This is a genomic window from Salinisphaera shabanensis E1L3A (assembly GCF_000215955.2).
GTDB classification, from domain to species: domain Bacteria; phylum Pseudomonadota; class Gammaproteobacteria; order Nevskiales; family Salinisphaeraceae; genus Salinisphaera; species Salinisphaera shabanensis.
The window spans coordinates 60,269-86,020 of record NZ_AFNV02000020.1 but is presented as its reverse complement, the minus strand read 5'-3'; the positions used below and the strand labels follow the sequence as shown (position 1 = coordinate 86,020).

The window sequence follows — 25,752 nt, the reverse complement described above, 5'->3', positions numbered from 1 at the left end:
CACCAGATTTGACAGTAACTCCGGCGTAACAGGCGACACTCGAGATCACGACGGCGAGCGCGATAAGAGGCGGATTGTAAGTAATCGGGCTCAAGGCGCGCGTCCCCGCTATAGCCTGGCGATAGAGTGTGCCGCCGGGTAGGTCGGTATCGCCCATCGTTATCGGCCGACGCCACAGTTAGTTTAATTTTTTGGGCAATTCGGCTGACGTGCCGCATCGATGCTGCACAGATCTTCGTTAACCCGTCTTTTTAAACGGCTATTAGTCTTACCGATGTATTGCACACAGGGTTTGCGTCTCCTAGTTCCTGGTCGCGAGTTCAATCGCCATACACTGCGGGAATGATGCTTGACGCAACTCTTTAAACCCAGAAGACTGTAAAAAAGACGGCCCTGGCGAAAATGAGCCGCCTAGCCTGAGGAATGCAATAACAATAACAAGCCGTGTCCGAAGGGTACGATGGAGGAGACAATGGTCGTCGAAGCGAAGGAACGGGTCTCGGAGCCGGGTCGCAATGCTGTGCCCCCGATACCCGCCCTGGATGAGCGCAGCCTGGCGCAGATAATCGAAGCACATACGCGTGAAGCGCCGCAGGCGCCGTGCCTGGAGTATCTCGGTGTATCGATCAATTACGCAGCGCTCGATCGTTGGGCGAACCGTTTTGCGCATGTCCTGAAAGACAAGGGCGTAACGCAAGGCGATGTTATCGGCATTCATCTGCCCAATACGCCTCAATATGTCATCGCTCTGATTGCGGCATCGAAACTCGGTTGTCCTGCATCCGGGGTGTCGCCGCTGTTGACTGCGTCGGAGCTGGCCTATCAGGTCAAGGATGCGCATATCCGCGTACTGGTGACATTGGACCAGCTCTATCACAGCGCGCTCGCGCCCAATGACGGGCAGTTGCCCGACCTCAAGGCAGCGATCGTGTGTTCGCCCATCGATTTTTTACCGGGATGGAAAAAAACGTTGGCGCATTTGTTGCGCAAGGTGCCGAAGTTCAGCCTGCCGCAGACCCGGCAATTGCCCCTTGCCGCATTCTGGCCGGCAATCAATGCAGCGGACGACGACCGCGTCGCCAGCGAAATCGGGCTCGACGACGTAGTGCTCATTCAATATACCGGTGGCACAACGGGCCGGCCCAAGGGCGCGCGATTGACGCTGCGTAACGTGCAGTCGAATGCGGTCCAGAGCGAGACCATGGCTGACTACGAGCTGGGCGCCGAGACATTCGCCTCGGTGTTTCCCTATTTCCATGTCGCAGGGCTGGGCGTGTGTCTGATGGGGTTGCGCCAGCGTGCACGATTGATCGTCGTGCCGGACCCGCGTGATCTGAAGTCCTTCTGCAAAGCGATGCAGGCGCATCCGCCTACCTTTTTCGGCAATGTGCCGACGCTCTATCAAATGCTGCTCGGCGAGCCGGAGTTTCAAAATGTGGACTTCTCGCGTCTCAAGATCGCGGTGTCCGGTGCCGGCCCGATGCCGGCGGAACTCATTCCCAAGATCGAGGCGGTGATTGGCGAGGGGCGGTTCTGCGAGGTGTATGGCCTGACCGAAACGAGCCCACTGTTGACGATGAATCCGCTTGGTCGTGCCAAGCCCGGCACCGTGGGTGTGGCGCTCGCTGGAACGGATATTCGTATCGTCGATGCCGAGACAGGTCGCGAGGCCATGCCTGTCGACGAGCCGGGCGAACTGATTGCTCACGGGCCGCAGGTATTTGGCGGTTACCTGGGGCTGCCCGAAGAAAGTGCCAAAGCGTTACGCGAATACGACGGCAAGACGTTCTTCTATACCGGTGATATCGCACGCGTGGACGCCGACGGCTATTTCACGATCTGCGATCGCAGCAAGGACATGCTGATTGTCGGCGGCTTCAAGGTGTTCTCGGTCGAAGTCGAAAATGCACTCAAGGCGGTACCCGAAATCGAACTGGCCGCCGTGATCGGCAGCCCGGACGAGGAGCGTGCGGGCAACGACAAGGTGAATCTGTATGTACAACTTTCGGAAACCGGGCAGGCCCAGCCCGTGGCGGAAGTGAAAGAGAAGATCCTTGCCTACTGTCGAAAACACCTGGCGGCCTACAAGGTGCCGAAGGTGATTCATATCGTCGCGGAAATTCCGCTGACGCCGGTCGGCAAGATCGACAAGAAAGCACTACGCCATTGAAGGCGTCGGTATCGGCCACCGGGTTGCGGTGGCCGATATTCGCGGCCGGTTATCGGTTGGCTTCGTTGCGCATCTTGGCAACTTTGTCGAGAACGTCTTCATTGACGTCGGCACATTGCTTGAGCGTGGTTTTCTCGCCGCACTCGATCATCAGGTCGAGCGTGTTGCCGTTGGCATCGTTGACCTTGAAATGGATCGACGGCGACGCCGGCGGCATGATCACGTCTGCCTTGCCACCGCGGTGCGGGTGATCCGAGCCGCCGCAAGCGGCAAGTGCCACGGTGGAGGCCAACAGGGCGATCGTCAGGGGTGTTTTCTTCATCGAGTCCTCTCGGGTGGTATGGCAGGTAGCGATATCGAGTATCGGTGTTTGCTCTACATCTGTCATCGCCGCCGTTGGTCGCACATAGATCGACCACCGGCCAGCAAGGATCTGACTTTCTTTTTTACCAGTGAGTACAACACTATACCCACATGCCTTTGGTCTACGGATTAACTTCCACACCGCCTTTTTGGGGCCCGGTTGCCGAATCGTGAACGCTCGCACCATGAATACACGCTCGGTGCTGATGATTGCCAGTGGCGTGCTGGTCACGCTGGTGACAGTGGCTCTCGCGCGACTATCGTTCGGTCTGATCCTGCCGCCTATGCGGCAATCTCTGAACCTGAGTTACGAGCAGGCAGGGCATCTCGGTACCGCGACGGCGCTGGGTTATCTCTGCCTGGTGATGGTTGCCGGTGCGCTCGCCGCCCGTTATGGCGGCCGTCTGGCGATCCTGCTGGGGCTGGTCTGCGTCATCCTGGGCTTTGCCGGGCTGAGTATGGCCAGCGAGTACAAACAGTTGCTGGCGTTGATGACCTTGCTTGGTATCGGCACCGCCTTTGCCTACACGCCGCTGATATCGCTGATCGGCACATGGTTTCCTGCCCGGCGCGGGCTCGTCATCGGATTGCTCAACAGTGGCGTGGGTACGGGCATGATGAGCGCAGGATGGATCGTGCCGTACCTGGCCCAGCTCGATGTCGATCACGGCTGGCGCTGGGTATGGATGTTGTTTGCGGGCGTTGCGATCGGGGCGCTTCTAGCCTCGCTGGCTTTCGTGCGTGATCCGCCTCGGCCTGCGCGGAGCCCGCGGGCGCTGACGACGGCCGAACGTCGGAGCGCACGGATGGCAGTCTTTCGCAATCCGTATGTGGTTATCGTGGGCATAATCTACGGCATCGTCGGCATGACCTATATCGTGCAGGCGATCTTCATGTACAGCTATGCGCTCGCTGCCGATATCGACGCGGACGTGGCCGGCGCACTGGCTGCATTCATGGGCATGTTGGGCATCGTATTCGGGCCGGTGTGGGGCAGCCTGTCGGATCAGCTCGGACGCGGCCAGAGCCTGACCCTGTCGATGCTGATGGCGTTCGTCAGTACGTTGGTGCCAGTGCTGTCTCCCACCCTTTACGGCTTTGCCACCCACTACCTGATACTCGGCGTGGCGGTGACAGGCATGTTCACTTCGTCGCTCGCGGCCTCGACCGAGCGCGTGAACGTCGATCAGGCGCCGCTGGCGGTCAGCTATGTCACGATGTTCTTCGCTGCCGGCCAGCTTGTCGGGCCGAGCGCGGCGGGCTGGTTGATTGGTGTGACCGATGCGTTTCGGTTCACTTTTGGTGTGAGCGCCGGACTGATACTGCTCGGCGCATTGCTGAGTTTTCAGTTGACGCGCCTTCCGAGATCAGTTTAGAAGCGGTACTCAACTATCTGTTTTAAAAAAATATTCGAACCGGTTTCCTATCGGCGTCCACGCCTAGGCAGCGGCTGACCGCTCGAATAGCGCGAGGGCATGGCCAGCACAGATGCGCATATCGACGGCTTCACCTTCTTCGAACTGATCTTCGTGGTTGGTCCGTACGAGAAGCTGTTCGCCCTGTCTCAAGCGCACGCCGTGCAGGCGGGTTTCGCCCTCGTAGCGGCTCCACTCGATCAGGCTGTTGCCTTGAGTCGCACGGCGTAGCGACAGATCGTCCGGCCGCACCAGCACATCCACTGCAGCGCCCTCCGCATAAGCCTCATCGCCCAGCGGCGTGTCGCCGAGGGCGGTGTGTACGCGTTGCGCCTCGATTCGACCGGGTACGAATGCGGCATCACCGAGAAAGCCGGCCACAAACCTTGTCGCCGGCTTGCGGAAACACACATCGGCGCTATCGAGTTGTTCGAGACGGCCAGCGCGCATCACCCCCATGCGATCACCCACCGAAAGCGCTTCGGTCTGATCGTGTGTGACCCAGATCGCCGGGACACCGGCCGCCTTGAGTGCCAGACGGATCTGCCATCGAAGCTCGGCCTTGAGCGCCGCATCCAGGCTAGCGAGCGGTTCGTCCAGAAGCAGAACCGACGGCGCATGGGCCAGGGCGCGGGCCAGGGCGACGCGCTGTTTCTGGCCGCCGGAAAGCGTATCCGGCATGGCGTGACGGTGTTTTTCCATGCCCAGCGTACGCAGCCAATGTTCGGCGGGCGCGCGGTCTTTCAATCGGAACGCGATATTGTCTTCGACGTTCAGGTGCGGAAACAGGGCGAAATCCTGGAACACGAGCCCCACGCCTCGCTTCTCGGGCGGAACCTGGCGTTTCGCGTCGATGCGGTGCGCGCCGATACGGATCTCACCGGACGATGGCGCAATGAGACCGGCTACGGCGCGTAGCACGCTGGTTTTGCCACAACCGGTGGGGCCAACAAGCGTGACGATTTCGTCGGCTGCGAGCGCGAGACTGAAATCTTCGACCGCCGCGCTGTTGTCATAAAGGATCGACAGATGGTCGATTTCTAGCATGGGTTGTTGTCCTGTCTACACACCGAGCGTGCGCTGACGGCGTGCCTCGCCGGATAGCATCAACACGAGGGCGATGGCCGATACGCCGATCAGCGCCAGCGCCGGCAGCGCGCCGCGTCCAAGGTACCCAGCTTCGTACACGCGCCATAAATAGGTCGCAAGGGTATCGAATTCGTTCGGTCGAAGCAGCAGGGTGGCAGGCAGTTCGCGCATGGCCTCGAGGAAGACCAGTGCCGCGGCTGCGATAATACCGGGCAGGATAAGCGGCAGGCTGACTCGGCGAAATGCCTCGCTTGGTGTTGCGCCCAGACTGCGCGCGGCACCGATCAGGCTGGACTCGACGCGCTCTGTGCTCGACCGTACGCTGCCTACCGCCAGCGGCAGAAAACGAAGCGTCAACGCAGCGACCATGAGCGCCAGTGTCTGGTAGAGCAAGGGAATACGCAGGCCCAGATAAACCAGCGCCGTGCCCATGACAATGCCCGGAATACCGAACCCCAGATAGCTCGCGCGCTCGCAGAGTTTGCCGAACCAGCCAGTGCTGGCTGCGTAGGCCAGCGGCAACGCTACGGCCACGGCGGCAGCGGAGACCAGAAGGGCGGCATAGGCCGAGTTCAACGCATAGCGAATTTCGAACCCGGTACCGCCCTCACGAACCAACCAGAGTACGAAGATAGTGATTGGCAGTACGAGCGCGGCGGCGAGTACGACCACCGCAAGCGCGATCGCTGCGAGCCGCATCGGCCAGCCGAGCGAAAGCCTGAGCACGCGACCCGGACGTTCGCGACGCACGCGAATACGCGCTTCGAGCACGAGCACGCACACCACCAATACGAGCAGCTGTAACGACATCAGTGCGGCACGATCCAGGCCGAAGGCGTTGTATTCGACATAGATCATGCGTGTGAACGTATCCAGATGCATGATCTCGGGCGTGGCGAAATCCGATAACGTATAGAGCGCGACCAACAGGGCCCCAGCGGCGATACCGTTAGCCGCACGCGGCAAAACGATACGCAGCAGCGCGGCCGACAACGGCAAGCCGAGCGTGCGGGCGACATCGACGACGTTCGCATCAAGTGTTTGCAGTGCCGCACGGGTGGCAATGAATACGAAGGGATAGGTATAAAGCGTCATCACCACACTGGCGCCGAGCAGCCCTTCAGCGCGTGGGGTGGCGATACCTGTGAGCGCATCGATTTCGCCGCCGGGGCCGAAAGCCGCAAAAAACGCGAACGCCCCCAGATAGCTTGGGATCGCCAGCGGCGCGGCGAGCAGCGCGATCCAGAGCCTGCGAAAAGGTAGCGCCGTATAGGTAGTCACGATGGCAAGTGGTACGCCGACAAGCACCGCGCCCGCGACGGTGAGTACAGCCAGCATGCCGGTATTGAGCAGTATTTCGGCGCTGCGCGTGTCGAACACGACCTGTGCATCCAGGCTCATGAAAATCAGTACGACGACCGGGGCCAGCGCCGCTGCAGCGAAAACCGCCGCCGGCAGCCACAGCAGTGGCAGGCGTTTCATAGCACGCGCGTTTCGCGCAGCAACTCCAGGGTGGGCTGCAAATCGCTCAATCGGGTCAGGTCCACTTCAGGCGGATGAATCTTGCCCGGCAACCCCTCGGGTAGCGCCACATCGGCTGCCATGGGTATTTCGTAGGCCTGACTGGCGAGAAAGGATTGCACTTCGCGGCTGAGCAGATAACGCAGGAAATTGCGTGCCAGTGCGCTGTCGTTGAGTAGTAGTACGCCCGACGAATTGACCAGGCTGCCGGCATCGCCTTCGGTCAGGGCCAGTTCGACGTTGGCATTCGGTTGGCCTTTCTTAAGGCGCAGCGTGTAGTAGTGGTTGGCAAAGCCGACATCGACTTCGCCGCGCGCTACGGCCATGACCACGCCCAGCTCGCCGGCGTAACTCTTGGCCTGGCGCTTGACGCCCGACAGCCATTCTCGCGTGCGCTCTTCGCCCTCGAGCAGGCGCATTGCGGTCACGAACGACTGAAAAGCACCGTAGGCGGGCGCCCAGCCGATTTTCAGATCGGTGTCGGCAAAACCCATGATGTGCTTGGGCAGCTGTGCCGGCGTCACCCGTTCGGGGTTGTACGGCACGGTGCGTAGTCGACCCGAGATCGCCGCCCATTGCTCGTATCGGAAATTGGGCTTGATGTGCTGCTGGATTGCAGCCGGGATGGGCGTGCTCTGGCCTTGTTTGGCAACCGCGCCGAGCGAACTGGCGTCTATGGACCAGAACAGATCGGCACGCCGCACGCCGGCCTTGGCTTCTGCGATGAGGGTATTCGCAAGCGCCGCCGACGGCGCGCGTCGAATCTTGAGATCGAGATCCGGATTGCGCTTGCGGATCGCGGCGACGATATCATCATATAGCCCGCCTTCACCGCGACCGAGATAGGCCGTCAGTTCACCGGAAAGCGGCGGCAGATCGTCGGCGGATTCCGCAGCGGCCGGGTTGTTGGCTGCCCATAACGGGGTGGGTCCGAGTACGCCGAGCGCGAGCGCCGTTTTGAGCAGGCTGCGACGATCCATGGCTAGAACACGGACGGCTTGTTCTCGGCCGCCTGTTCGAGAATTTGTTGGGCTCGATCGAGCTTGGCATTCATCGCCTCTACTGCGGCCTCGAATTTTTCGGGCGCGGCAGATTTCTCGATGAGTAGCGGTAACGTGGCGTTGAAGTCTTTTTCGAGTTCGGTGACCAAATCGGCGTCGCTTTCGATCAGTGTTCCTTCGATGCCTTCAAAACGCTCCATATAGGTTTGATGTATAAGAGCGTTTGCGCCCTCGTCATCGCCCGCCCGATAGCGTTTCGCGACGTCTTCGAGATTCTGCTTGATGATCGAGATGGTCGATTCATCCGCCGGCGCTTTCTGTTTAGGCGTAGGGGTTGGGGTGGGCTGTGAGGCCACGAGCTTCAGCGCGCCGACGCCTTCATGCAGGGCATTGTCGAAGCGTGTCTGCCACGCCTGTACATCGTCGCCTGCATCGGATTCGTCGACGGCTTCGCGCAGGCCACCGAGTGCGATCCAGATGGGCGGGTAGAGCGCCATGGCGTGTGTTTCCACGGCTTCGTGGAATTCGACCGTCTCCCAGGTTTCGACCAGTGCGTCGACGCGATCGCCAACCGACTCGCCGTCCTCGTAGTCTGAAACGATATCGGCAACGGTATCGCTCATGGTGGCGATTTCGTGTTCGTAGTCGTCCAGGTGCTCGCCGACCTCCGCCGCGGTGGGCGCGCCGCCGCTATGCGCCGAAACGGTGTGTGCAAACAGGAGCGCCGCGCCACAAAGCGCGGACTTGGCGTAGGGAAAGGACGACTTCATCGAATATGAATCGGCAGGTGAATGTCAGCGTAAAAACTAACTGATAATCATTCCTATTCCAAGCTCGCAATGTCGGTTGGTTCTTCGGGGGCTTTGCAGAACCAGGCTATGCGCCCGCTATATCCGGTTGATAGCCGGCATGTCGTATACCTACATGCCGGCTATGCGCCGTTTAGTTGTCGGTCATTCGCTCGAACATCTGCATGGCCTTGCGCGTGAAGATCGGCCCTGCGGCACCTGCGATCAAGGCGCGCGCGCGCGGACTGGCCGCCAGGATGACACCGGCGGTAAGCGCGCCTGCGATTGCGACACCGCTGTTGCGTTTGGCCCAGTCGGTAGCCTGATTACCTAGAAGAGGCCGCAGCTGATGCTCGATCGCGTTATCTGGTGCCGAGTTTACGGGCTTGTCTTCACTGGCTTTGCCCTGGGCGGGTGCGGGCTTGCTTCGCGAAGACAGCATCACCCCGATCAGTAGAATCGCCACCACGCCAATCAACCCGCCGCCGGAAAGCAGCAACGCTTCAACCTGCGTGTAATGCTCGGCCAACCATATGTAAATGCCGGCCGTACAGAGCAGCAACCCGCTGAACACAAGCAGCATGAGCAGCCATAGCACGACATTCAGGCTGAGAACCCGAATGATCTTTTCTTTAATGGAGCCCATGGGCTAGCGGCCGATCAGCTTGCCCAGAACAAGGCCGATACCGAAAGCGGCGAGTACGCTGGTGAAAGGGCGGGCTTCGATTTCGCTACCCACGTCCTGCGCATGACGGCCGGCTTCGCGACGAATATCGTCGTATTTGCCTCGGGCGGCATCGAGGCCGGCCTGGGCGTGATTCTCGCCGGAGGCCCGGTAGCTCTTGGCAAGCGCGGCCAGGTCGTTACGCAGCTGTTCGATGTCTTTTTTGAGGGTTTCGGTTTCGGCGCTCTGGCTCATCGGAATCTCTAGAGTCGGAATGGTCTAGACAGCATAACGGCTTTGACCACCCTGCGACTATCCGTACTACTGCCCGATTAGGACGCGGGTTCGAGACCGAAAAACCGTGCTGCATTGGCATGGGTGAGCGCTGCCACTTCTTCGACGGTCTGTCTGCGCGCTGCGGCAACGGTTTCGACCACCCAGGGCAGGTTGGCCGGCTCATTGCGCCGCGTCTTGGGCTTGGGCCGGATGGTGCGCGGCATCAGGTACGGACAGTCGGTTTCGATCATCAGCCGGTCGTCGGGAATGCGTGCGACGTTGTCGTACAGCTCACGCCCACGGCGTTCGTCGCAGATCCAGCCGGTAATCCCGATATAGCAGCCGACACCGAGATAATCCTCGAGGGCCTGGCCGCTATCGGTGAAGCAGTGCACTACCGCTCTGGGCAGGTGTGGCAAGTGCTCACGCAGAATCGGCAAGAATCGGTCATGGGCGTCCCGCTGATGCAGAAACACCGGCATGCCGTGATCACAGGCCACGGCCAGCTGTGCTTCGAAGACTTTCTCTTGCGCTGCACGCGGGGCGATATCCCGGAAGAAATCGAGTCCGGTTTCGCCGATGGCGACCAGCCGCCGCGCGCGCACACTGTCGCGGATGAGCTGGTCATGCGCCGGGCTCCAGTCTTCGGCGTGATGCGGGTGTAGGCCGGCTGTGGCGAAACACTGCCGAGGATAGCGCTCGGCCAGCGTGAGTGCGTCGCGGCTGCTTTGCAGGTCGCTGCCGGTGACGATCAGCCGGCTCACGCCGGTGGCTTCGGCACGGGCGAGTACGGCTTCCAGATCCTCGGCGAAGCTTTCATGCGCGAGATTCGCGCCGATATCGGTGAGTTCCATGGCGTCGGGCGTTGAGATGACGGCGCGTAGTCTAGCGGGCGACCACGCACGATGCAGTCACAGCCCTGAAGCCTTTTGCGGCTGTGCTATCGGTCCGTTAAAAATAGAGCCGAAGCCGGGCAAGGGTTTGCTACACTCGGGCGCTGGCCGACCGCCACGGCGCGAACAGCCGCGCGTGGCGATTGCGTGCCGACGCTCGAACGACTGAAACCTGAATCGAAGAAAGGCCTCTCATGCGTTATCAATCCGGGCTGCTCGCCGGCCTAGTCGGCATCATGCTGTTCAGCAGTGTTGCAACAGCAGCTACGCGTTACGTCAGTGATGAATTGTCGATCAATATGCGGCGCGGTCCAGGTACGGGCTATCGCATCAGCGAACTGGTGGAAGCCGGCGACCGCTTGACCACGCTTTCCGAGGCCAACGGCTGGACGCAGGTGCGCACGACCGATGGCACCACCGGCTATGTGCTGACCCGATTCCTGTCGGACCAGCCGGCGGCGCGAACGCGTATTGCCTCGATGCAGGCACAGACAGAGAAGTTCAAGCAGGAAAACGAACAGCTCAAGGAGCAGCTAGCCGAGGTCCGTAGCGGTTCGGAAGAGCTGACCGAAACCAAGACGAATCTGCAGAACGAGAACCAGGAGCTGTCCCAACGGTTGCAACAGCTGCGCGAAACCTCGGCGGATGCGGTACGCATTAGCAACGAAAACGAGAAGTATCGCGAAGAACTGCTATCGATGCGTAGCGACAACGAGCGCCTGCGCCACGAGAATGCCGCATTGCAGAGCCGCCGCGACGGCATGAAGATCGGCGCGCTGATTCTTATCGGCGGTGTGATCATCGGCCTCGTGCTGCCGCTTTTCAGACGCCGTCGCAAGGGCAGCAGCTGGGATTCGCTCTGAGCGGCGCGGCGGCTCGGACATTCTCATTGTGGGCCGGTCTTGGGCCGGCTATGGTTGCCCACTCAACGGTGCGCGAGCCCGCGTGGCCTAGCGGACGCTGAATGGAACATCATCTCTCCCTGATCCTTATCTCGATCGTTGCCCTGGGCGTGTTCTCGCAGTGGATCGCCTGGTGGCTGCGAATGCCCGCGATCGTGCTGTTTCTGGTCAGCGGCGTGCTGGCCGGGCCCGTCTTCGGCGTGGTTCACCCCACCGAAGACATCGGCGAAGTGCTTTCGCCGATGGTCGGTCTCGCGGTGGCGGTAATCCTGTTCGAAGGCGGCCTGAGCCTGCGGCTGCACGAGTTCAAGGAAGCCGCATCCGGCGTGAAACGACTTGTGTCCGTCGGCGCAGTGCTTTCCTGGGCGCTGTACACACTGGCGGCGTTTTATATCGGCCAGCTGTCGATGGCGGTCTCACTGCTCTTCGGCGCGATTCTGATCGTGACCGGGCCGACCGTGATCATTCCGATGCTACGCCAGGCCGGGCTGAACCGGCGCACGGCTTCCTATTTGAAATGGGAAGGCATCATCAACGACCCGATCGGCGCGCTGCTGGCCGTGCTGGTCTTCCAGTATTTCGTGCTGGCCGGCGCGGATGCCGCCGACGGCGCGCAGGTCTTCGTCGACCTCGGGTGGGCGATTCTGATCTCGTTCGTGCTGGGCGGCGGCGTGGCGCTGGCGCTGGGTTGGGCGTTCAACCACACCTGGGTGCCGGAATATCTCAAGGCACCGCTGACCTTTGCCTTCGTGCTGGTGATCTACGGTGTGGCCAGCGAGTTCTTCGCTGAAGCCGGCCTGCTCGCGGTCACGGTCATGGGCATGGTCATGGGCAATCTGTCGATTGCGGGCATGGCCGAACTGCGCCGATTCAAGGAATACATCACCATTCTTCTGGTTTCGACCGTGTTCATCGTGCTCACGGCCGATCTCGACCCGAACGTGTTGCTGCATCTCGACTGGCATGCGGCCGCACTTGTGTTCGCAGTGCTGTTTGTCGTGCGTCCGGCAGCCATATTCCTGGCGACCGCGTTCACCGACATGAACTGGCGCGACCGTACGCTGGTGGCCTGGATCGCGCCGCGCGGTATCGTCGCCGCGGCGGTGGCCGGTGTGTTCGGCCCGCGCATGGTCGAGGCGGGCTATGGCGGTGCTGAGCAGCTTTTGCCGCTGATCTTCGCCATCGTGTTCTCGACCGTGATCCTGCACGGTTTTTCGATCGGGCGCGTGTCGCGGTGGCTGCGCTTGTCGGCCGAGCCCAATGGTGTGCTCATCGTGGGCGCATCGCCATGGTCGACCGAGCTGGCCCGCGCATTGACCAACGAGCTCAACATCCAGGTACTGCTGGTGGATTCGTCCTGGCATCGGCTGCGTACGGCACGCCTGGCCGGTGTGCGCGTGCTCTATGGCGAGGTGCTATCGGACCAAATCCAGCAATCGCTCGAGCTCAACGAGATTTCCTGTCTTCTGGCAGCCACCAGCAACGACGCCTACAACGCGCTCGTGTGCTCGCATTTCGTCACCAGCCTCGAGCATGACCGGGTGTTCCAGCTGCCGATGTATGCCGCCGACGAGGACAACGAGTCCAAGGTCGTGGCGCGGCCTCTGCGCGGGCGCCCCGCGTTTCATGAGAACGCGCAATACGAAGAACTCTGGCGCAAGCATTTCCAGAGCTGGCAGTTCTACAAGACCCGCTTGACCGAAGGCTATACGCGTGAGGATTTCCGTCGTGACTGCCCGGCCGATGCCGTGATCATTGCCACGCTCTATGCCGACAACACCGTGTTGTTCAATGCCGCCGGGGCCTCGCCGCGCCCCGAAGAGGGCGATACGGTGATCTATTACGCGCCCAAGAAAAGCGCCACGGAACGGCGCAGGGCACGCGCCGAACGCGCGGAGGCCGTGAGCGAACGGGCCGCCGCTGCGCAGAATGCCGAGCGCGAAGCGCCGACGCCAGACGGCCCGCGGACGACCGATAGTGACGCGCAGGCCGACCATACAGCCAACCGTAATTCACCTAACAGCGACTAGACCCATGCTCGAATGGCCCGAAGCTGGCAGCAGCGCCAGCGGACAGATCGACGGCCCGGCCGGCGATCTGCAGCTCGATATCGATATGCCCAAGGATGAGCCGCGCGGTATCGCGGTGGTTTGCCATCCGCACCCACAGCAGGGTGGCACCAAGGACAACAAGGTGGTGTTCATGATGGCGCGTGCCGCGGTCATGGCCGGTCTCGCTGCCGTGCGGTTCAATTTCCGTGGTGTGGGCTCGAGCCAGGGCAGCTATGACGCCGGTGTCGGCGAAGTCGACGATGCGGCCGCGGTTCGCGATTGGGCGCTCGAAGCGTCCGGTCTGCCGTTGGTGGCGCTGTCGGGGTTTTCGTTCGGTTCGGCGGTCGCGCTTCGTCTGGCCGAACGCGATGCACCGCCGCGTCTTGTGACCGTAGGTTTTCCGTCGGCATATTTCGACGGCGCGCTGCCGCGCCCGTCGAGCGACTGGCTGGCGGTTTTCGGCGACGCGGACGATGTGATCGATGTCGATACGTCGATCGCGGCCGTGCGTGAACTTGAGCCGGCGGTCGATGTCCAGATTCTCGAAGGCGCGGGGCACTTTCTGCACGGCCGGCTGACCGATTTGAGAAAGCGCGTGGTCGCACATCTGAACGAGAGCAACTGATGGGATTGTTTGAACGGTTGAGCCAGGCGCTCAACCCGCAGGTCGACGAACCAAGGGACGTCGAACGCGCCCAGCGCATCTCGGCTGCAGTACTGCTGCTGGAGATGGCCCATGCCGACCATCGCCATGACGACGCCGAGTACGCAGAAATACGCCGCCAGCTACAGAGCCATTTTGGTCTCGATGCGGCTGAAACCGAAGAACTGATCGCGGCCGCGGCACCGAAAGCCGAGCAGTCGGTTTCGCTCTACAAATACCTCAAGACACTCAACAACGGGTTGAGCGAAGGCGAAAAGCGCCAGGTGCTGGAAATGCTATGGCGCGTGGCTTACGCCGATCACCATATCGATGCCCATGAAGAGCATTTGCTGCGCGAGCTGTCCGAGCTGCTTTATCTGCCTCACGAACAGTTCATTCGCGCCAAACTTGCCGTGACCGGCGAATAGCCTTCGCCACAAACGGCTTTATCGCGTATAGAACGTCTGGTTGAATTGCACCGGTATCGTGGCCCGGCCATCTGCGGCACGCACGTTCAGATCGAAGGTCAGTGTCTGCTCGTCCTCGATTGCGACCGGCGCCAGCGCATAGACGCTGCCCGCGTTCTCCACGCGCTTGAACGACAGCGTCTTGCGTTCGCCCATGAGCGAGCGCGCGCTGCCGGTGACATCGGCCGGCACGGCGTTGAGCGGCGCGTCGGACGTGGGTTTCTGCAAAGTGATCATCACGATGGCAGTATCGCCGGCACGATCGATGCCGTTGCTGTCGGCTACCGCTTGCGGGATCTGCAGACTGTTGACGGCGCTGTAGTGCAGCACGTAGTTGCCGCTGTTGATGCTGCCGCCCGCAAACGCAGGCAGGGCCATAAACCAGATCAGGATCGCGAGCGCGCTCAGCGCGTTGCGTGATGGCGCAGCTGATAGAGGGCGATTTCGCCGAGCAGGTTGGGAAAGGTGCGCATGCCGATATTGCTGCGATGCGCGTGATTGACCACGTGCCTGCGCACGATGTCCACCTGTTTCTGCCGACATAACGTTTCGAAATCCCGCACGGTGCAAAGATGGATGTTGGGCGTATCGTACCACCGGTTCGGCAAGGAGCCTGAGACCGGCATCAGGCCCCGTAAACCCAGCGAGATACGCGGTTTCCAGTGGCCGAAATTGGGAAAGGTTACGATCGAGTCGCGCCCGATACGCAGCATTTCATCGACGAGTTCGTCGGGCCGGCGGACTTCCTGCAGGGCGCTGCTCATGACCACGAAATCGAAGCTGTTGTCCTCGAACTGTTCGAGGCCGGCGTCGAGATCCAGCTGCAGCACGTTCACGCCGGCAGCGACACATTCGATGACATTATCCGGATCGATTTCCAGGCCGTAGCCTGTGACCTGTTTGTGCGCCTGCAAGTGGGCAAGCAGTGCGCCATCGCCGCACCCTAGATCGAGAACCCGTGCGCCCGGCGTAATCCAGTTCGAGATCAGCGCCAGGTCGTCGCGCAGGCCGTCGTGGCTGTTCGTAGCTTGCGTGTTCATGCGCCGATCTCTCGCGCGGCGCGATCGAGATAGGCGCGCAGCGTGTTCACGTAGTGGGGCATGGTCAGCAGGAAGTCGTCGTGGCCGAGGTCCGAAGTAACTTCGGCATAGGAGACCTGCTTGCCGGCATCCACCAGCGCATCCACGATTTCGCGTGAACGCGCCGGCGCAAAGCGCCAGTCCGAGGTGAACGAAATCACCATGAAGCGTGCCGTCACCGGTGCGAACGCTTTCGCCAGATCGCCGCCGTGTGCGTGGGCGGGATCGAAATAATCCAGTGCCTTGGTCATCAGCAGATAGGTGTTCGCATCGAAGCGATCCACGAATGACGCGCCCTGATAGCGCAGGTAGGACTCGACCTGGAATTCCACATCGAAACCGTAGGAAATTCGCCCGTCGCGCAGATCACGGCCGAACTTGGCGCGCATGGCCTCGTCCGATAGATAGGTGATATGGCCGAGCATGCGGGCAAGCATCAGTCCGCGGCGCGGCACGACATCGTGTTCGTAGTAGCGCCCGCCGTGAAACTCGGGGTCGGTCACGATCGCCTGACGCGCGATTTCGTTGAAGGCGATGTTCTGGGCCGACAGCTTGGGCGCCGCCGCGATCACGACGGCGTGGCGTAGTCGATTCGGAAAATCGATCGCCCACTGCATGACCTGCATGCCGCCGAGGCTGCCGCCAATCACCGCGCTCCACTGCTCTATACCTAGCGCGGCGCGCAGAATGTCCTGGGAGCGAACCCAGTCGGCGACGGTGACCACGGGGAAATCGGGCCCGTAATGCCGGCCTGTGTCCGGATGCGCGCTGCCCGGCCCGGTCGAGCCGTTGTAGCCGCCCAGATTGGCCGGACTGACGACGAAGAAGCGATTGGTATCGATCATCTTGCCGGGGCCGATGCACTTATCCCACCAGCCGGGCTTCGTATCATCGTCGCGATGATAGCCGGCCGCATGGTGATTGCCGGACAGCGCATGGCAGATCAGTACCGCGTTGGTGGCATCGGCGTTGAGCGTGCCGTAGGTTTCGTAAACGAGGTCGAATTGCGTCAGCTGCTTGCCGCAATCCAGTGGCATCGGTCCGTCGACATGCAGGGTTTGCGGCTCGACCACACCGACAGAACTCGGATTGTCCGCGCGCGTCGTCATGTTGTTAACGGAACAGGCCGGGCAGCGGCAGCAGCCGGCTGATCACCTGCAGGCCGATGATGACCACCAGCGGCGACAGATCCAGCCCGCCGACCGCCGGCATCACGTTACGTACTGGACGCAGCAGCGGTTCGTTGATCGTCCACAGAATCGCCGTCGCCGGCGAGTGCTGACCGGGCGATATCCACGACATCAGGGCCTGGATGAGAATCGTGAAAAAATAGAAGTTGCAGACCAGAACGGCGGCCTTGAGTACGGCCCACCAAAGCGCGAGCACCGGCTGTGCGCCGTACTGGGGCGCGGCCAGAGCCAGATCGATTTCGATGTTGATGAAGCACAGGATGACGGCAAACACGAGCGCTGGAATATCGAGATTGCGCCAGCGCGGGATGATCTTGCCGATCAGGCCGACCGGCATGCGCGTGGCCTGCCATACGAACTGCGAGATCGGGTTGCGAAAGTCCGCGTGTACCCATTGCAGCAGGACGCGCATGAGCACGACGACGATATACAGCGCAAAGACCGTATCGATGAGGAAAAGCAGGGCGTCGTTGGCGTTATTGAGCATCGGTTCTACTTGTCGAGCAATTCAGTGGCAAGGCTGTCGGCACGGCTCGCAGCGGCCTCCATGGCACGGGCGACAAGCGCGTTCAGATCGCCCGCGGCATATTGATCGAGGGCAGCCGCCGTCGTACCGCCGGGCGAAGTGACTTTCTCGCGCAGTGTGGACGGATCGTCACCGGACTCGATTGCCATGCGGGCGGCACCGAGTGCGGTATGCAGCACGAGTTCGCGTGCGGTTGTCTCGTCCAGGCCGAGCTCGATCGCGCCTGCCTGCATGGCCTCCATGAACGCGAAGAAATAGGCTGGGCCGCTGCCGGAGGTCGCCGTAACGGCATCAAGAAGTGACTCTTCGGCCACCCAGGCGGTCATGCCGGCGGTTTTGAGAATACTGTCGGCCAGGGTGCGCTGGTCGTCGGTGACGGCGTCGTCGGCATAAATGCCTGTGGCGCCCGCGCCGATCAGCGACGGTGTGTTGGGCATGCAGCGCACATAGGCGTGGTCAGCGCCCAGCCATTCGCGAAGGCCAGCGATCGGCACACCCGCCGCGATCGATACGATCAGCGGCTTGCGATCGCCCAGCGGTTCGACGAGGCCTTCGCAGACTTCACGCAGCATTTGCGGTTTGACCGCCAGCACGATCACATCGGCGTCCAGGGTGCGGTCATTCGCGCTGGTTACGGTATTCACCGCGTAGCCCGCAGCGAGCTGCTGGCCCTTGTCCGCGTCGGGTTCGATTACGGTGATGCAATCGCCCGACCAATCGGCATTGCGCAAGCCGCTTATCAGGCTGGTGGCCATGTTGCCACCGCCCACAAAAACGATGCTGGTGCTCATTTCGATCCCAGTCGACAAACTGGGCGCATGATACGCGATGGCGTGTGTCTGTCGCGAGCCGCCAGCAGGCGGTTTGCATGCCGCGACGATGGTCTGCGGGCACACAAGGGTTTAGCATTGGCGCTTGTTCTAACGCATGTCATCCATGAACAGCAGCCTGAAACAGACCGCCGAATCGTCGTCAGCCCCGGCCGTGGATATCGGCGATGCCGATTATCTCAAGCGCATTAATACCGCGCGTGTCTACGATGTGGCCATCGAGTCGCCGCTGATGCAGGCCAATCAGTTGAGCGCACGTATCGGTAACGCGCTCTATCTCAAACGCGAAGACCTGCAGCCGGTGCATTCGTTCAAGTTGCGCGGTGCCTATAACAAAATCGCCCAGCTCTCGGCCGACGAGCGCGAGCGCGGTGTGATCTGTGCGTCGGCCGGCAATCATGCGCAGGGCGTGGCGCTGGCCGGCCGCAATATGGGCATTCGTGCCGTGATCGTCATGCCGCGGACCACGCCGGAAATCAAAGTGCGGGCCGTGGCAGGGTTTGGCGGCGAGATCGTACTTCACGGCGACAGCTACGACGAGGCCTCGGCCCACGCGATGGAATTGCAGGCACGCGATGGGTTGGTTTATGTACACCCGTACGATGACCCGGACGTTATCGCTGGGCAGGGCACGATCGGTATGGAGATCGTGCGCCAGCATCCGCAGGATATTCATGCCGTCTTCGTCTGTGTCGGCGGTGGTGGTCTGCTGGCCGGTGTCGCCGCCTATATCAAAAGCGTGCGCCCCGACATTCGTGTTATTGGCGTGGAGCCGGAAGACGCCGCCAGCATGGGTGCGGCGTTGGCGGCCGGCGAACGCGTGACGCTGCCGGAAGTCGGGCTGTTCGCCGATGGCGTCGCCGTCAAGCAGGCAGGCAAGGAGCCGTTCCGGCTATGCAGCAAGCATGTCGATGCCATGATGACGGTCAGCGTCGATGAGATATGTGCCGCAGTGCGCGATATCTACGAAGACACCCGCGCACTGGCCGAACCGGCCGGCGCATTGGCCGTGGCCGGGGCGAAGAAATACGTCGAGGAAACCGGCATTGAAAATCAGGATCTGGTGGCGATTACCTCGGGCGCCAATGTGAATTTCGACCGGCTGAGCTATATCGCCGAGCGTGCCGAGCTCGGCGAGCGCCGCGAAGCGCTGCTGGCCGTGACCATCCCCGAACGGCCCGGATCTTTTCGCCAGTTCTGCATGCGTATTGGTGATCGATCGATCACCGAGTTCAGCTATCGCTATGCCGATGCCCAGCGCGCGCAAGTCTTTTGTGGCGTGAAGCTGACCAACGGCGTGGCCGAACGCGACACGCTAATCGGCGATCTGGAAGCCGACGGCTACGAGGTCATCGACATGAGCCGTAACGAAATGGCCAAGTTGCACGTTCGCCATATGGTGGGCGGCCGGGCGCGCGGCGCCGGCGACGAAGTGTTGTTTCGCGTGGAATTCCCGGAGCGGCCCGGTGCCTTGTTGAAGTTTCTCAACAGCGTGGGCGATCGCTGGAACATTTCGCTATTTCATTACCGCAACCATGGCCATGCACACGGGTTGGTACTGGTCGGCATGCAGGTGGCGCCGGGTGAGCAGGCCGATTGCCGGGCCGCGCTCGATGCGCTCGGCTACGACTATGCCGAAGAAAGTCAGAACCCGGCCTACCAGCTGTTTTTGCATTCTCATTGATCAATCGTTCAAGCGTCCTGCGGTGATGACACCGCCGGCGACATAGCCAGCAGGAAAACGCCATGGCCTCGGGTTCGAAGACCGTCATCATCGCCGCACTGATCGGCAATCTGCTCATCGCGGTAACCAAGTTCATCGCGGCAGCATTCACCGGCAGTGCAGCCATGATGGCGGAGGGCATCCATTCCACCGTGGATACCGGCAATCAGGGCTTGCTGCTGTATGGCATGAAGCGCGCCAAACGCCCGGCCGATGCGAAGTTTCCGTTTGGCTATGGCAAGGAAATCTATTTCTGGAGCTTCATGGTCGCGGTCCTCATCTTCGCGGTGGGCTCGGGCATTTCGATCTATGAAGGCGTCAATCGACTGCTGCACCCGCACCCGATCGAAAGCCCGATGATCAACTACATCGTGCTCGGTCTGGCCATGCTCTTCGAAGGCGTGGCCTGGTTTATCGCTGCCAAGGAATTCAATCGCGTGAAGGGCAAGTGGGGCGTTTTCGAAGCGGTGCGTCGAGGCAAGGACCCGGGCGCCTTCCTGGTGCTGTTCGAAGACAGCGCGGCGATGCTGGGCCTGGTCGTGGCGTTTGTAGCACTGTTGGCCGGCCAGCTCACCGGCATCGAGATCTTCGACGGTATCGCCTCCATCTGTATCGGCATCATTCTCGCGATCACCGCGGTATGGCTGGCAATCGAAACCAAGGGACTGTTGATCGGCGAAGCGGCCAACCAGCATGTAGTGCGCGATATCCGCGAGGTCGTCTCGACGCATGACGCCGTTGCCAAGGTCAATGAAGTGCTGACCATGCACGTCGGCCCGAACTTCATTCTCGCCAATATCAGCGTGCGTTTTGCGCCGGGTTTGAGCGGCGAACAGATCCAGGCCGATATCGAGCGCATGGACCGCGATATCAAGGCGCGCTGCGAAAACGTCAAACGCATATTCATTGAAGCCGAGCGCTCGGCCGAGCAAACGACAGCGGGCGCACCGAATCACAAGCCGCACGATGGCGAAACGCCGGGCGCCGCCAGCTGAATGGGGCGTTTGTCGCAGGGCGCGGTACCGCGCCGGGTTTGTATTCTGCGGTTGTCCGCGCTGGGCGATTGCGCCAACGTGGTGCCCGCGATTCGCACGCTACAGGCCGCGCGACCCGATATCCAGATCACCTGGATCATCAACAAGGCGGAGGCCGGGCTGGTCGCCGATATTCCCGGTGTGGAATGTCTGGTCTACGACAAACGCGGCGGACGTGCTGCAATTGCCGATCTCAAGCGTCAACTGGCCGGCCGACGCTTCGACGCGTTGCTCGATATGCACGCGAGCTGGCGGGCGAATCGCATCAGCCTGCTCGTGAAGGCGGATCGCCGCATCGGTTTCGATGCCCGCCGTGCGCGCGACGGCCAGCGGCTGTTCGTACGCGAACGTATTTCGGCGGTTGAGAGCCGGCATGTGGTGGATGGTTTTCTGGCATTTGCGGACATGCTCGGCGCGAGCGATCCGGTTATGGACTGGCGGGTACCCATCGCCGACGCCGATCGTGCGAGGGCGGCCGAATTACTGGGCGACGAGTCGCGCGAAATCCTGTTCATCAGCCCCTGTTCGAGCCATACGCGACGAAACTGGCTCGCCGATCGCTATGCTGCGGCTGCTGATCATGCGGTACGTGCGCACGGCCTGCGGGCCGTGCTCGTCGGCGGGCCGAGCGACCTGGAGCGCCGAATGGGCGCCGATATCGAGGCCGCGATGTCGAGTGCGGCCACGAATCTGATCGGGCAGACCAATCTCAAGCAGTTGCTTGCCTTGTTCGAGCACGGGCGTGTGCTTGTCACTCCCGACTCCGGGCCGGCCCATATGGCCAATGCGACCGATATCACTACGATCTCGCTACATGCCGCGACCGACCCACGCCGCAGCGGCGCCTACCGTTCACGCGCTTTCTGTGTCGACTATTTCGCCGAAGCGGCTGCCCGCTATCGCAATGCCACGCCCGATAAGCTGAAATGGGGCACACGGATTGAAGACGACGCCGGCGTGATGGGGTTGATCCCGGTTGAAGCCGTCACCGATCGTATCGATCAAGCCATGGCCGGCGCACGGGCCTAACGAGCCTGCAGCATGGCCCCCATTTTCTGATGAATGACGTTGACGGCTTTCAGCGGTCGTAGCATCACCTTGAACTCGGTGATCTTGCCGGCGTCGTTCCACTGGATCATGTCGACGCCGTTGATCTGAATGCCATCGAGTTCCAGCTCGAATTCGAGTACCGCGTTGTTTTCGTCTTTTAGCTGACGCACATAAGAAAAATCGTCGGTGGCGAATACCTTCAGTGCGGCGGTGAGATACTGCACGGTAATGGCCTTGCCCACCTGCGGCGTATGCACCACGGGTGAGTGGAATACCGCGTCTTCGGCGATCAATGCATCGAGGCCGTTAGCGCTACGGCTTTCGACAAGCTCGTGCCAGGTCGCAATCGGGTTTTGGGGCATGAATCAAGCCTCGTGTTTGGGCGGCGGATGACAGCGCGCGCAAGGAATGCGCTATTCGGGTGCGTTGTGTTCCAGCCCGAGAATGAAATCCCAGTGCTCTTTGTCGACCGGCATGACAGAAAGTCGGTTGCCCTTGCGCACCAGCGGGAAGCCGCCGAGTTCGTCGGCGTGATCCTTGATCTCGGCCAGTGAAATGACGCGGTCGAGTTCGCGCTCGAAGGTGACATCCACGCGATACCAGCGCGGTTTTTCCGGGTCCGACTTGGGGTCGTAGTGGGCGTCCTTGGGATCGAACGCCTTGTCGTCCGGGTAGCCCGCCCGCGAGACGCGCATGATGCCGACTACGCCGGGCACCTTGGTGTTCGAATGATAGAAAAACGCGAGATCGCCTTCGGACATGTCGTCGCGCATGAAATTGCGTGCCTGATAGTTGCGCACGCCGTCCCAGCCTTCGGTCTGGTTCTTGCGCTGCTGCAGGTCCTGAATACTGAACTCGTCCGGTTCGGATTTCATCAGCCAATAACGCATGCGAATTCGATCCTTGGAAACGTGATGAGTGCGTTGTGCGCGAGTTTAACGCAGCGAGGTGGGGCAGGTCGCGCGCCGGTAGATACCCGCATCGCTGGCGACCGCGTCCAGTGGCACATCCCACTCGCGCGTAGCGATACGTTCGACGCGTTGCACTTCGAACGCTAAACCCAGGAGCCAAGGGCCGCGAAAAGCCGATTCGCCCTGACTGGCGAGGGTGCGATCGTAGAAGCCGCCGCCCATGCCGATACGCCGGGCCGCGGCATCGAAGGCCGATAACGGCACGATGAGCAGGTCGAGCGTGGCCACCGGCCTAGCGTGGCTTGCGGTCGGTTCGACAATGCCGAGCGGGCTGCGACGCTGACGAAAACCCAGGCCGTCGAAGGCAATGAATTCCAGGCGTTTACCGTTAACACGCGGCAGGAAGGCCTGTTGGCGTTGGTCGAAGTAGGGCAGCAGCAGCCGCGGGTCGGCCTCATTACGCATGGGCCAGTACAGGCCGATACGGCGGGCGCGCCTGAATACGGACAGGCGGGCAATACGCCTGCAGGCCTTGCGGCTGGCGGCGTGAGCTGCAGCGGGATTGAGATTGCGGCGGGCGCGCAGTGCGGCGCGGCGTTGGTCGTCGATGGAAACGCTCATGGCGTCACAGCATCAATGACTCAGGAGAAAAACGAAAGGGCCGACACTCCCGCCTGTGCCGTCGACCGTCCACTATCCTTGAGACGAATGCTCAAGTGGGGCGTTCCACGCCGCATTAGGTTTCCCGCAGCAAGGCGGGCGTACTCACCTGCGACGTTTCCCACCCCGGTTTAGGTACTTAGGCTCAAGGGGAACCGGGAGGTCGTCGAACACCGCAGGAGTGCCGGCAATCACGATGATACGCGGCTCGGCGCGGTGGTGCCAATGGTGCAATCGAACACGGGGCCGTGTTGCACCCGGTTGGTTCTGCTGCGCTCCTGCCGCGATGCAAGACCGAATTTTCGGTTCGCGCGCCAGGCTAGTTGGGCTCTTTGAGCGCGGATTCGATATGGAGCTGCAGTTGCGACAATCGCTCGGTGATTTCGCTGTCGGTGGCCGGCAGCCCGGCTTCCTGGCGCTCGAGACGGCGCTCGGCGGCGATCAGGTCGCGCGCGATATTGAGTGCGGCCATCACTGCAATACGTTCGACGCCCAGCGTCTTGCCCTTGCGTTGGATGGCGTGCATGCGCCGCGACAGATATTCGGCCGAATTGAGCAGACTCTCGCGTTCGCCATCGGGGCAGGCGATGGAGTAATCACGGCCCAAAATACGGATGGTCAGCGCGGTTTGTTTTTCTGGCGGCATTGGGTGTATCCGTTAGGCGTTGTCGGCTTCAGCCTCGAGCGCGCGAATGCGTTCGATCACGCCGTTGAGACGCTCGCGTGTTTCTCGATTACGGGCTTGTTCTTGCTCGTAGGAGGTCTTGAGTGCTTCGTAATCGTGCAGCAACACACGATAGGCCTCGATCAAGGCCTCGACGCGATCCTCGAAGTGGGCGATCTCGAACTGGCTCATAACGCTCCCTGGATGTGTACCCGAGTATAGCCGTCGCCGGGCGCTGCGGGAAATATGCAAAAAGAAGGCCCGGCGAATGCCGGGCCTCGTGCGAGCGATCGTGCCTGCAGGCTAACGGATCAGCAGGAACAACGCCCCGCCGCCTCGACGCACGTGCAGCAACAGCTGATTGACGTCGGGACCGGCCAATTTAGACAGCTGGGAGACGTCGTTGATGGGCTGGCGGTTGATCGATGTAATCACATCGTCCGGGCGCAGGCCCGCACGGGCTGCCGGCGAGCCGCGTTCGACATCGGTCACCACGATGCCTTCGACTTCTCCGGCCAACGGATTGTCATCGGTCAGGGGGCCAAAGGTCGCGCCTTTCAAACCGTCTGCCAGGTCGTTGTCGGCAGTGGCCGAACCGCCGCTGCTGTCGGCAGCGTCCGCGGCGTTGCCGAGCGTGGCATCGACCTTGCGCTCCTTGCCGTTGCGTAGCAGCGTGATTGTGACCTTATCGCCGGGGGACTTCAGCCCGATGGCGTTGGCGAGCTGGGAGAAGTCGTCGATATTCTTGTTGTTGACCTGGGTGATGACGTCCCGTTCCTTGATTCCGGCCTTTTCTGCCGGAGAATCCGGCATCACCTGGGCGACGACCACGCCTTGATTGATATCCAGGTCGAAGGCCGATGCCAGGTCGGCGGTCAGGTTCTGCCCGACCACGCCCAGACGGCCGCGCTGGACTTCGCCATTTTCGGCGATCTGTGTGTAGACGCTGTTAACGAGGTTGCTGGGGATGGCAAAGCCGATACCGATGTTGCCCCCGGTGCGGGAGAGAATCGCGCTGTTGATCCCGATCAGCTCGCCCTTGAGATTAACCAGGGCGCCGCCGGAGTTGCCGGGGTTGATCGAGGCATCGGTCTGAATGAAATCTTCATAGCGGTTGCCAAGGCCGTGCCGGCCGAGCCCGCTAACGATGCCCGACGTAACGGTCTGGCGCAGGCCGAACGGATTGCCAATGGCGACCACGAAATCGCCGACGCGCAAATCGTCGGAGTTGGCGATGGGCAGTTCGGTGAGCTTGTCGTCGGTCTTGATCTGCAGCACCGCGATATCGGTTTCCGGATCGTCGCCGATGAGCTTGGCGTCGTATTCGCGGTTGTCGTTGAGGCGCACCACGATCTTCTCGGCGTCGGTCACCACGTGGTGATTGGTCAGTACATAACCCTTGTCGGCATCGACGATGACGCCGGAGCCGGCCGCGGTAGGCTGGCGCGGTGTCTGACGCTGCTGCTGGTCGGGCATGTCGAAAAAGCGACGGAAGAAGGGGTCGTTGAACAGCGGGTTGTCCGGCATTTGCTGCGGTTTACCGGTAACGACCACGTTGACCACGGCAGGCAGCGCTTCGTCGAGCATGGGCGCGAGCGACGGATTGTCGCCACCCAGCATGCCGCTCGGCACGGCGGCATGGGCGCTGCTCATGGCCAGTAACAGAACACAGGAAAACAGGAGCGTGTTGAAACGCTTGCTTACAGTTGGCGTCATAGGTTCTTTCTCGTTGGTGTGTTCACCATACGACCGGCGTACCCCGGATCGTCCCGCAGCGTAAGACCATTTCCAGGCAAACGAGTTTCATGCGTTTCACAAGAACCTGCCCAGTACAGACAATCG

General features: G+C 61.4%; 28 protein-coding genes and 1 other RNA gene. 9 read left to right on the top strand and 20 right to left on the bottom strand.

Annotated elements, in window-relative coordinates; genetic code table 11:
• Nucleotides 1-472 precede the first annotated feature (472 nt).
• Nucleotides 473-2,170 carry a class I adenylate-forming enzyme family protein gene (locus tag SSPSH_RS13195; protein WP_006913593.1) on the top strand — a complete coding sequence of 566 codons (1,698 nt, stop codon included), beginning with the start codon at nt 473-475 and terminating at the stop codon, nt 2,168-2,170.
• Nucleotides 2,171-2,219: 49 nt separating this feature from the next.
• Here SSPSH_RS13195 and SSPSH_RS13190 read toward each other — a convergent pair whose 3' ends face one another.
• Nucleotides 2,220-2,492, bottom strand: coding sequence for a hypothetical protein (locus tag SSPSH_RS13190; RefSeq protein ID WP_006913592.1), 273 nt, complete (start codon nt 2,490-2,492; stop codon nt 2,220-2,222).
• A gap of 226 nt (nt 2,493-2,718) precedes the next feature.
• Between SSPSH_RS13190 and SSPSH_RS13185 the strand changes: the two genes are divergently transcribed.
• Complete coding sequence (locus SSPSH_RS13185) at nt 2,719-3,909, top strand: MFS transporter (protein WP_006913591.1); 1,191 nt, start codon at nt 2,719-2,721, stop codon at nt 3,907-3,909.
• Between the two features lie 63 nt (nt 3,910-3,972).
• Here the strand turns inward: SSPSH_RS13185 and SSPSH_RS13180 are convergent, their stop codons facing one another.
• From SSPSH_RS13180 to SSPSH_RS13150, 7 genes are all read right to left on the bottom strand, one after another.
• On the bottom strand, nt 3,973-4,995 hold the full coding sequence (locus tag SSPSH_RS13180; RefSeq protein ID WP_006913590.1) for an ABC transporter ATP-binding protein: 1,023 nt from the start codon (nt 4,993-4,995) through the stop codon (nt 3,973-3,975).
• Between the two features lie 15 nt (nt 4,996-5,010).
• Nucleotides 5,011-6,519 carry an ABC transporter permease gene (locus SSPSH_RS13175; RefSeq protein ID WP_006913589.1) on the bottom strand — a complete coding sequence of 503 codons (1,509 nt, stop codon included), beginning with the start codon at nt 6,517-6,519 and terminating at the stop codon, nt 5,011-5,013.
• Nucleotides 6,516-7,538 carry a substrate-binding domain-containing protein gene (locus SSPSH_RS13170; RefSeq protein ID WP_006913588.1) on the bottom strand — a complete coding sequence of 341 codons (1,023 nt, stop codon included), beginning with the start codon at nt 7,536-7,538 and terminating at the stop codon, nt 6,516-6,518. Before SSPSH_RS13170 ends, SSPSH_RS13175 begins: the two co-directional genes overlap by 4 nt.
• A 2-nt stretch (nt 7,539-7,540) precedes the next feature.
• On the bottom strand, nt 7,541-8,329 hold the full coding sequence (locus SSPSH_RS13165) for a hypothetical protein (RefSeq protein WP_006913587.1): 789 nt from the start codon (nt 8,327-8,329) through the stop codon (nt 7,541-7,543).
• Nucleotides 8,330-8,501: 172 nt separating this feature from the next.
• A complete protein-coding gene (locus tag SSPSH_RS13160; protein ID WP_006913586.1) occupies nt 8,502-8,993 on the bottom strand; it encodes a hypothetical protein in 492 nt (163 codons plus the stop codon).
• A 3-nt stretch (nt 8,994-8,996) separates the two neighbouring features.
• Nucleotides 8,997-9,266 carry an ElaB/YgaM/YqjD family protein gene (locus SSPSH_RS13155; RefSeq protein WP_006913585.1) on the bottom strand — a complete coding sequence of 90 codons (270 nt, stop codon included), beginning with the start codon at nt 9,264-9,266 and terminating at the stop codon, nt 8,997-8,999.
• Between the two features lie 77 nt (nt 9,267-9,343).
• Nucleotides 9,344-10,141 carry a TatD family hydrolase gene (locus SSPSH_RS13150; protein ID WP_006913584.1) on the bottom strand — a complete coding sequence of 266 codons (798 nt, stop codon included), beginning with the start codon at nt 10,139-10,141 and terminating at the stop codon, nt 9,344-9,346.
• A gap of 233 nt (nt 10,142-10,374) precedes the next feature.
• Between SSPSH_RS13150 and SSPSH_RS13145 the strand changes: the two genes are divergently transcribed.
• The 4 genes from SSPSH_RS13145 (at nt 10,375) to SSPSH_RS13130 (ending at nt 14,204) form a co-directional block, all read left to right on the top strand.
• Nucleotides 10,375-11,043: a TIGR04211 family SH3 domain-containing protein gene (locus SSPSH_RS13145; protein ID WP_006913583.1), complete on the top strand. Its 669-nt coding sequence runs from the start codon at nt 10,375-10,377 to the stop codon at nt 11,041-11,043.
• A 101-nt stretch (nt 11,044-11,144) separates the two neighbouring features.
• Nucleotides 11,145-13,112 carry a cation:proton antiporter gene (locus tag SSPSH_RS13140; RefSeq protein WP_021031779.1) on the top strand — a complete coding sequence of 656 codons (1,968 nt, stop codon included), beginning with the start codon at nt 11,145-11,147 and terminating at the stop codon, nt 13,110-13,112.
• A gap of 4 nt (nt 13,113-13,116) precedes the next feature.
• A complete protein-coding gene (locus SSPSH_RS13135; RefSeq protein ID WP_006913581.1) occupies nt 13,117-13,758 on the top strand; it encodes an alpha/beta hydrolase in 642 nt (213 codons plus the stop codon).
• Nucleotides 13,758-14,204 (top strand): tellurite resistance TerB family protein, encoded by a 447-nt coding sequence (locus SSPSH_RS13130; protein ID WP_006913580.1) that lies wholly within the window; start codon nt 13,758-13,760, stop codon nt 14,202-14,204. Before SSPSH_RS13135 ends, SSPSH_RS13130 begins: the two co-directional genes overlap by 1 nt.
• A gap of 18 nt (nt 14,205-14,222) precedes the next feature.
• Here SSPSH_RS13130 and SSPSH_RS13125 read toward each other — a convergent pair whose 3' ends face one another.
• From SSPSH_RS13125 to proC, 5 genes are read right to left on the bottom strand one after another with little or no spacing between them, the layout of a single operon-like run.
• Nucleotides 14,223-14,621 (bottom strand): DUF4426 domain-containing protein, encoded by a 399-nt coding sequence (locus SSPSH_RS13125; protein ID WP_006913579.1) that lies wholly within the window; start codon nt 14,619-14,621, stop codon nt 14,223-14,225.
• A gap of 26 nt (nt 14,622-14,647) precedes the next feature.
• Nucleotides 14,648-15,283 carry a methionine biosynthesis protein MetW gene (gene metW, locus SSPSH_RS13120; RefSeq protein ID WP_006913578.1) on the bottom strand — a complete coding sequence of 212 codons (636 nt, stop codon included), beginning with the start codon at nt 15,281-15,283 and terminating at the stop codon, nt 14,648-14,650.
• Nucleotides 15,280-16,431 (bottom strand): homoserine O-succinyltransferase MetX, encoded by a 1,152-nt coding sequence (gene metX / locus SSPSH_RS13115; protein WP_006913577.1) that lies wholly within the window; start codon nt 16,429-16,431, stop codon nt 15,280-15,282. Before metX ends, metW begins: the two co-directional genes overlap by 4 nt.
• Before the next feature lie 4 nt (nt 16,432-16,435).
• Nucleotides 16,436-16,999, bottom strand: coding sequence for a YggT family protein (locus SSPSH_RS13110; RefSeq protein WP_006913576.1), 564 nt, complete (start codon nt 16,997-16,999; stop codon nt 16,436-16,438).
• Between the two features lie 5 nt (nt 17,000-17,004).
• Nucleotides 17,005-17,829: a pyrroline-5-carboxylate reductase gene (gene proC, locus SSPSH_RS13105; protein ID WP_006913575.1), complete on the bottom strand. Its 825-nt coding sequence runs from the start codon at nt 17,827-17,829 to the stop codon at nt 17,005-17,007.
• A 145-nt stretch (nt 17,830-17,974) separates the two neighbouring features.
• On the opposite strand from proC, the gene ilvA reads away from it, so the two are divergent.
• The 3 genes from ilvA to SSPSH_RS13090 all read left to right on the top strand — a co-directional run bounded on the left by ilvA (nt 17,975) and on the right by SSPSH_RS13090 (nt 21,654).
• The gene (gene ilvA / locus SSPSH_RS13100) at nt 17,975-19,552 is read left to right on the top strand and encodes a threonine ammonia-lyase, biosynthetic (RefSeq protein WP_006913574.1); all 1,578 of its coding nucleotides are present in this window, start codon (nt 17,975-17,977) and stop codon (nt 19,550-19,552) included.
• 62 nt (nt 19,553-19,614) lie between these two features.
• Nucleotides 19,615-20,586: a cation diffusion facilitator family transporter gene (locus tag SSPSH_RS13095; protein ID WP_006913573.1), complete on the top strand. Its 972-nt coding sequence runs from the start codon at nt 19,615-19,617 to the stop codon at nt 20,584-20,586.
• A complete protein-coding gene (locus tag SSPSH_RS13090; protein ID WP_006913572.1) occupies nt 20,587-21,654 on the top strand; it encodes a glycosyltransferase family 9 protein in 1,068 nt (355 codons plus the stop codon).
• Here SSPSH_RS13090 and SSPSH_RS13085 read toward each other — a convergent pair.
• The 7 genes from SSPSH_RS13085 to SSPSH_RS13060 all read right to left on the bottom strand — a co-directional run bounded on the left by SSPSH_RS13085 (nt 21,651) and on the right by SSPSH_RS13060 (nt 25,626).
• The gene (locus SSPSH_RS13085; protein WP_006913571.1) at nt 21,651-22,037 is read right to left on the bottom strand and encodes a nuclear transport factor 2 family protein; all 387 of its coding nucleotides are present in this window, start codon (nt 22,035-22,037) and stop codon (nt 21,651-21,653) included. The genes SSPSH_RS13090 and SSPSH_RS13085 overlap by 4 nt on opposite strands.
• A 51-nt stretch (nt 22,038-22,088) precedes the next feature.
• Nucleotides 22,089-22,565: an EVE domain-containing protein gene (locus SSPSH_RS13080; RefSeq protein ID WP_006913570.1), complete on the bottom strand. Its 477-nt coding sequence runs from the start codon at nt 22,563-22,565 to the stop codon at nt 22,089-22,091.
• Between the two features lie 45 nt (nt 22,566-22,610).
• Entirely contained in the window at nt 22,611-23,207 is a 597-nt protein-coding gene (locus SSPSH_RS13075) for a 5-formyltetrahydrofolate cyclo-ligase (RefSeq protein ID WP_006913569.1), read from the bottom strand.
• 42 nt (nt 23,208-23,249) lie between these two features.
• Nucleotides 23,250-23,431: non-coding RNA, 6S RNA (ssrS, locus tag SSPSH_RS18520), on the bottom strand.
• Nucleotides 23,432-23,565: 134 nt separating this feature from the next.
• The gene (locus SSPSH_RS13070) at nt 23,566-23,892 is read right to left on the bottom strand and encodes a cell division protein ZapA (protein WP_006913568.1); all 327 of its coding nucleotides are present in this window, start codon (nt 23,890-23,892) and stop codon (nt 23,566-23,568) included.
• Between the two features lie 12 nt (nt 23,893-23,904).
• Nucleotides 23,905-24,102 carry a hypothetical protein gene (locus SSPSH_RS13065; RefSeq protein ID WP_006913567.1) on the bottom strand — a complete coding sequence of 66 codons (198 nt, stop codon included), beginning with the start codon at nt 24,100-24,102 and terminating at the stop codon, nt 23,905-23,907.
• A 111-nt stretch (nt 24,103-24,213) separates the two neighbouring features.
• A complete protein-coding gene (locus tag SSPSH_RS13060) occupies nt 24,214-25,626 on the bottom strand; it encodes a DegQ family serine endoprotease (RefSeq protein WP_006913566.1) in 1,413 nt (470 codons plus the stop codon).
• Nucleotides 25,627-25,752: the final 126 nt, after the last annotated feature.

Bases quoted from the DNA above. Each gene is read 5' to 3' on its own strand.
- SSPSH_RS13195 (WP_006913593.1), top strand. From the start codon at position 473: ATGGTCGTCGAAGCGAAGGAACGGGTCTCGGAGCCGGGTCGCAATGCT.
- SSPSH_RS13190 (WP_006913592.1), bottom strand. From the start codon at position 2,492: ATGAAGAAAACACCCCTGACGATCGCCCTGTTGGCCTCCACCGTGGCA.
- SSPSH_RS13185 (WP_006913591.1), top strand. From the start codon at position 2,719: ATGAATACACGCTCGGTGCTGATGATTGCCAGTGGCGTGCTGGTCACG.
- SSPSH_RS13180 (WP_006913590.1), bottom strand. From the start codon at position 4,995: ATGCTAGAAATCGACCATCTGTCGATCCTTTATGACAACAGCGCGGCG.
- SSPSH_RS13175 (WP_006913589.1), bottom strand. From the start codon at position 6,519: ATGAAACGCCTGCCACTGCTGTGGCTGCCGGCGGCGGTTTTCGCTGCA.
- SSPSH_RS13170 (WP_006913588.1), bottom strand. From the start codon at position 7,538: ATGGATCGTCGCAGCCTGCTCAAAACGGCGCTCGCGCTCGGCGTACTC.
- SSPSH_RS13165 (WP_006913587.1), bottom strand. From the start codon at position 8,329: ATGAAGTCGTCCTTTCCCTACGCCAAGTCCGCGCTTTGTGGCGCGGCG.
- SSPSH_RS13160 (WP_006913586.1), bottom strand. From the start codon at position 8,993: ATGGGCTCCATTAAAGAAAAGATCATTCGGGTTCTCAGCCTGAATGTC.
- SSPSH_RS13155 (WP_006913585.1), bottom strand. From the start codon at position 9,266: ATGAGCCAGAGCGCCGAAACCGAAACCCTCAAAAAAGACATCGAACAG.
- SSPSH_RS13150 (WP_006913584.1), bottom strand. From the start codon at position 10,141: ATGGAACTCACCGATATCGGCGCGAATCTCGCGCATGAAAGCTTCGCC.
- SSPSH_RS13145 (WP_006913583.1), top strand. From the start codon at position 10,375: ATGCGTTATCAATCCGGGCTGCTCGCCGGCCTAGTCGGCATCATGCTG.
- SSPSH_RS13140 (WP_021031779.1), top strand. From the start codon at position 11,145: ATGGAACATCATCTCTCCCTGATCCTTATCTCGATCGTTGCCCTGGGC.
- SSPSH_RS13135 (WP_006913581.1), top strand. From the start codon at position 13,117: ATGCTCGAATGGCCCGAAGCTGGCAGCAGCGCCAGCGGACAGATCGAC.
- SSPSH_RS13130 (WP_006913580.1), top strand. From the start codon at position 13,758: ATGGGATTGTTTGAACGGTTGAGCCAGGCGCTCAACCCGCAGGTCGAC.
- SSPSH_RS13125 (WP_006913579.1), bottom strand. From the start codon at position 14,621: ATGGCCCTGCCTGCGTTTGCGGGCGGCAGCATCAACAGCGGCAACTAC.
- metW (WP_006913578.1), bottom strand. From the start codon at position 15,283: ATGAACACGCAAGCTACGAACAGCCACGACGGCCTGCGCGACGACCTG.
- metX (WP_006913577.1), bottom strand. From the start codon at position 16,431: ATGACGACGCGCGCGGACAATCCGAGTTCTGTCGGTGTGGTCGAGCCG.
- SSPSH_RS13110 (WP_006913576.1), bottom strand. From the start codon at position 16,999: ATGCTCAATAACGCCAACGACGCCCTGCTTTTCCTCATCGATACGGTC.
- proC (WP_006913575.1), bottom strand. From the start codon at position 17,829: ATGAGCACCAGCATCGTTTTTGTGGGCGGTGGCAACATGGCCACCAGC.
- ilvA (WP_006913574.1), top strand. From the start codon at position 17,975: ATGAACAGCAGCCTGAAACAGACCGCCGAATCGTCGTCAGCCCCGGCC.
- SSPSH_RS13095 (WP_006913573.1), top strand. From the start codon at position 19,615: ATGGCCTCGGGTTCGAAGACCGTCATCATCGCCGCACTGATCGGCAAT.
- SSPSH_RS13090 (WP_006913572.1), top strand. From the start codon at position 20,587: ATGGGGCGTTTGTCGCAGGGCGCGGTACCGCGCCGGGTTTGTATTCTG.
- SSPSH_RS13085 (WP_006913571.1), bottom strand. From the start codon at position 22,037: ATGCCCCAAAACCCGATTGCGACCTGGCACGAGCTTGTCGAAAGCCGT.
- SSPSH_RS13080 (WP_006913570.1), bottom strand. From the start codon at position 22,565: ATGCGTTATTGGCTGATGAAATCCGAACCGGACGAGTTCAGTATTCAG.
- SSPSH_RS13075 (WP_006913569.1), bottom strand. From the start codon at position 23,207: ATGAGCGTTTCCATCGACGACCAACGCCGCGCCGCACTGCGCGCCCGC.
- SSPSH_RS13070 (WP_006913568.1), bottom strand. From the start codon at position 23,892: ATGCCGCCAGAAAAACAAACCGCGCTGACCATCCGTATTTTGGGCCGT.
- SSPSH_RS13065 (WP_006913567.1), bottom strand. From the start codon at position 24,102: ATGAGCCAGTTCGAGATCGCCCACTTCGAGGATCGCGTCGAGGCCTTG.
- SSPSH_RS13060 (WP_006913566.1), bottom strand. From the start codon at position 25,626: ATGACGCCAACTGTAAGCAAGCGTTTCAACACGCTCCTGTTTTCCTGT.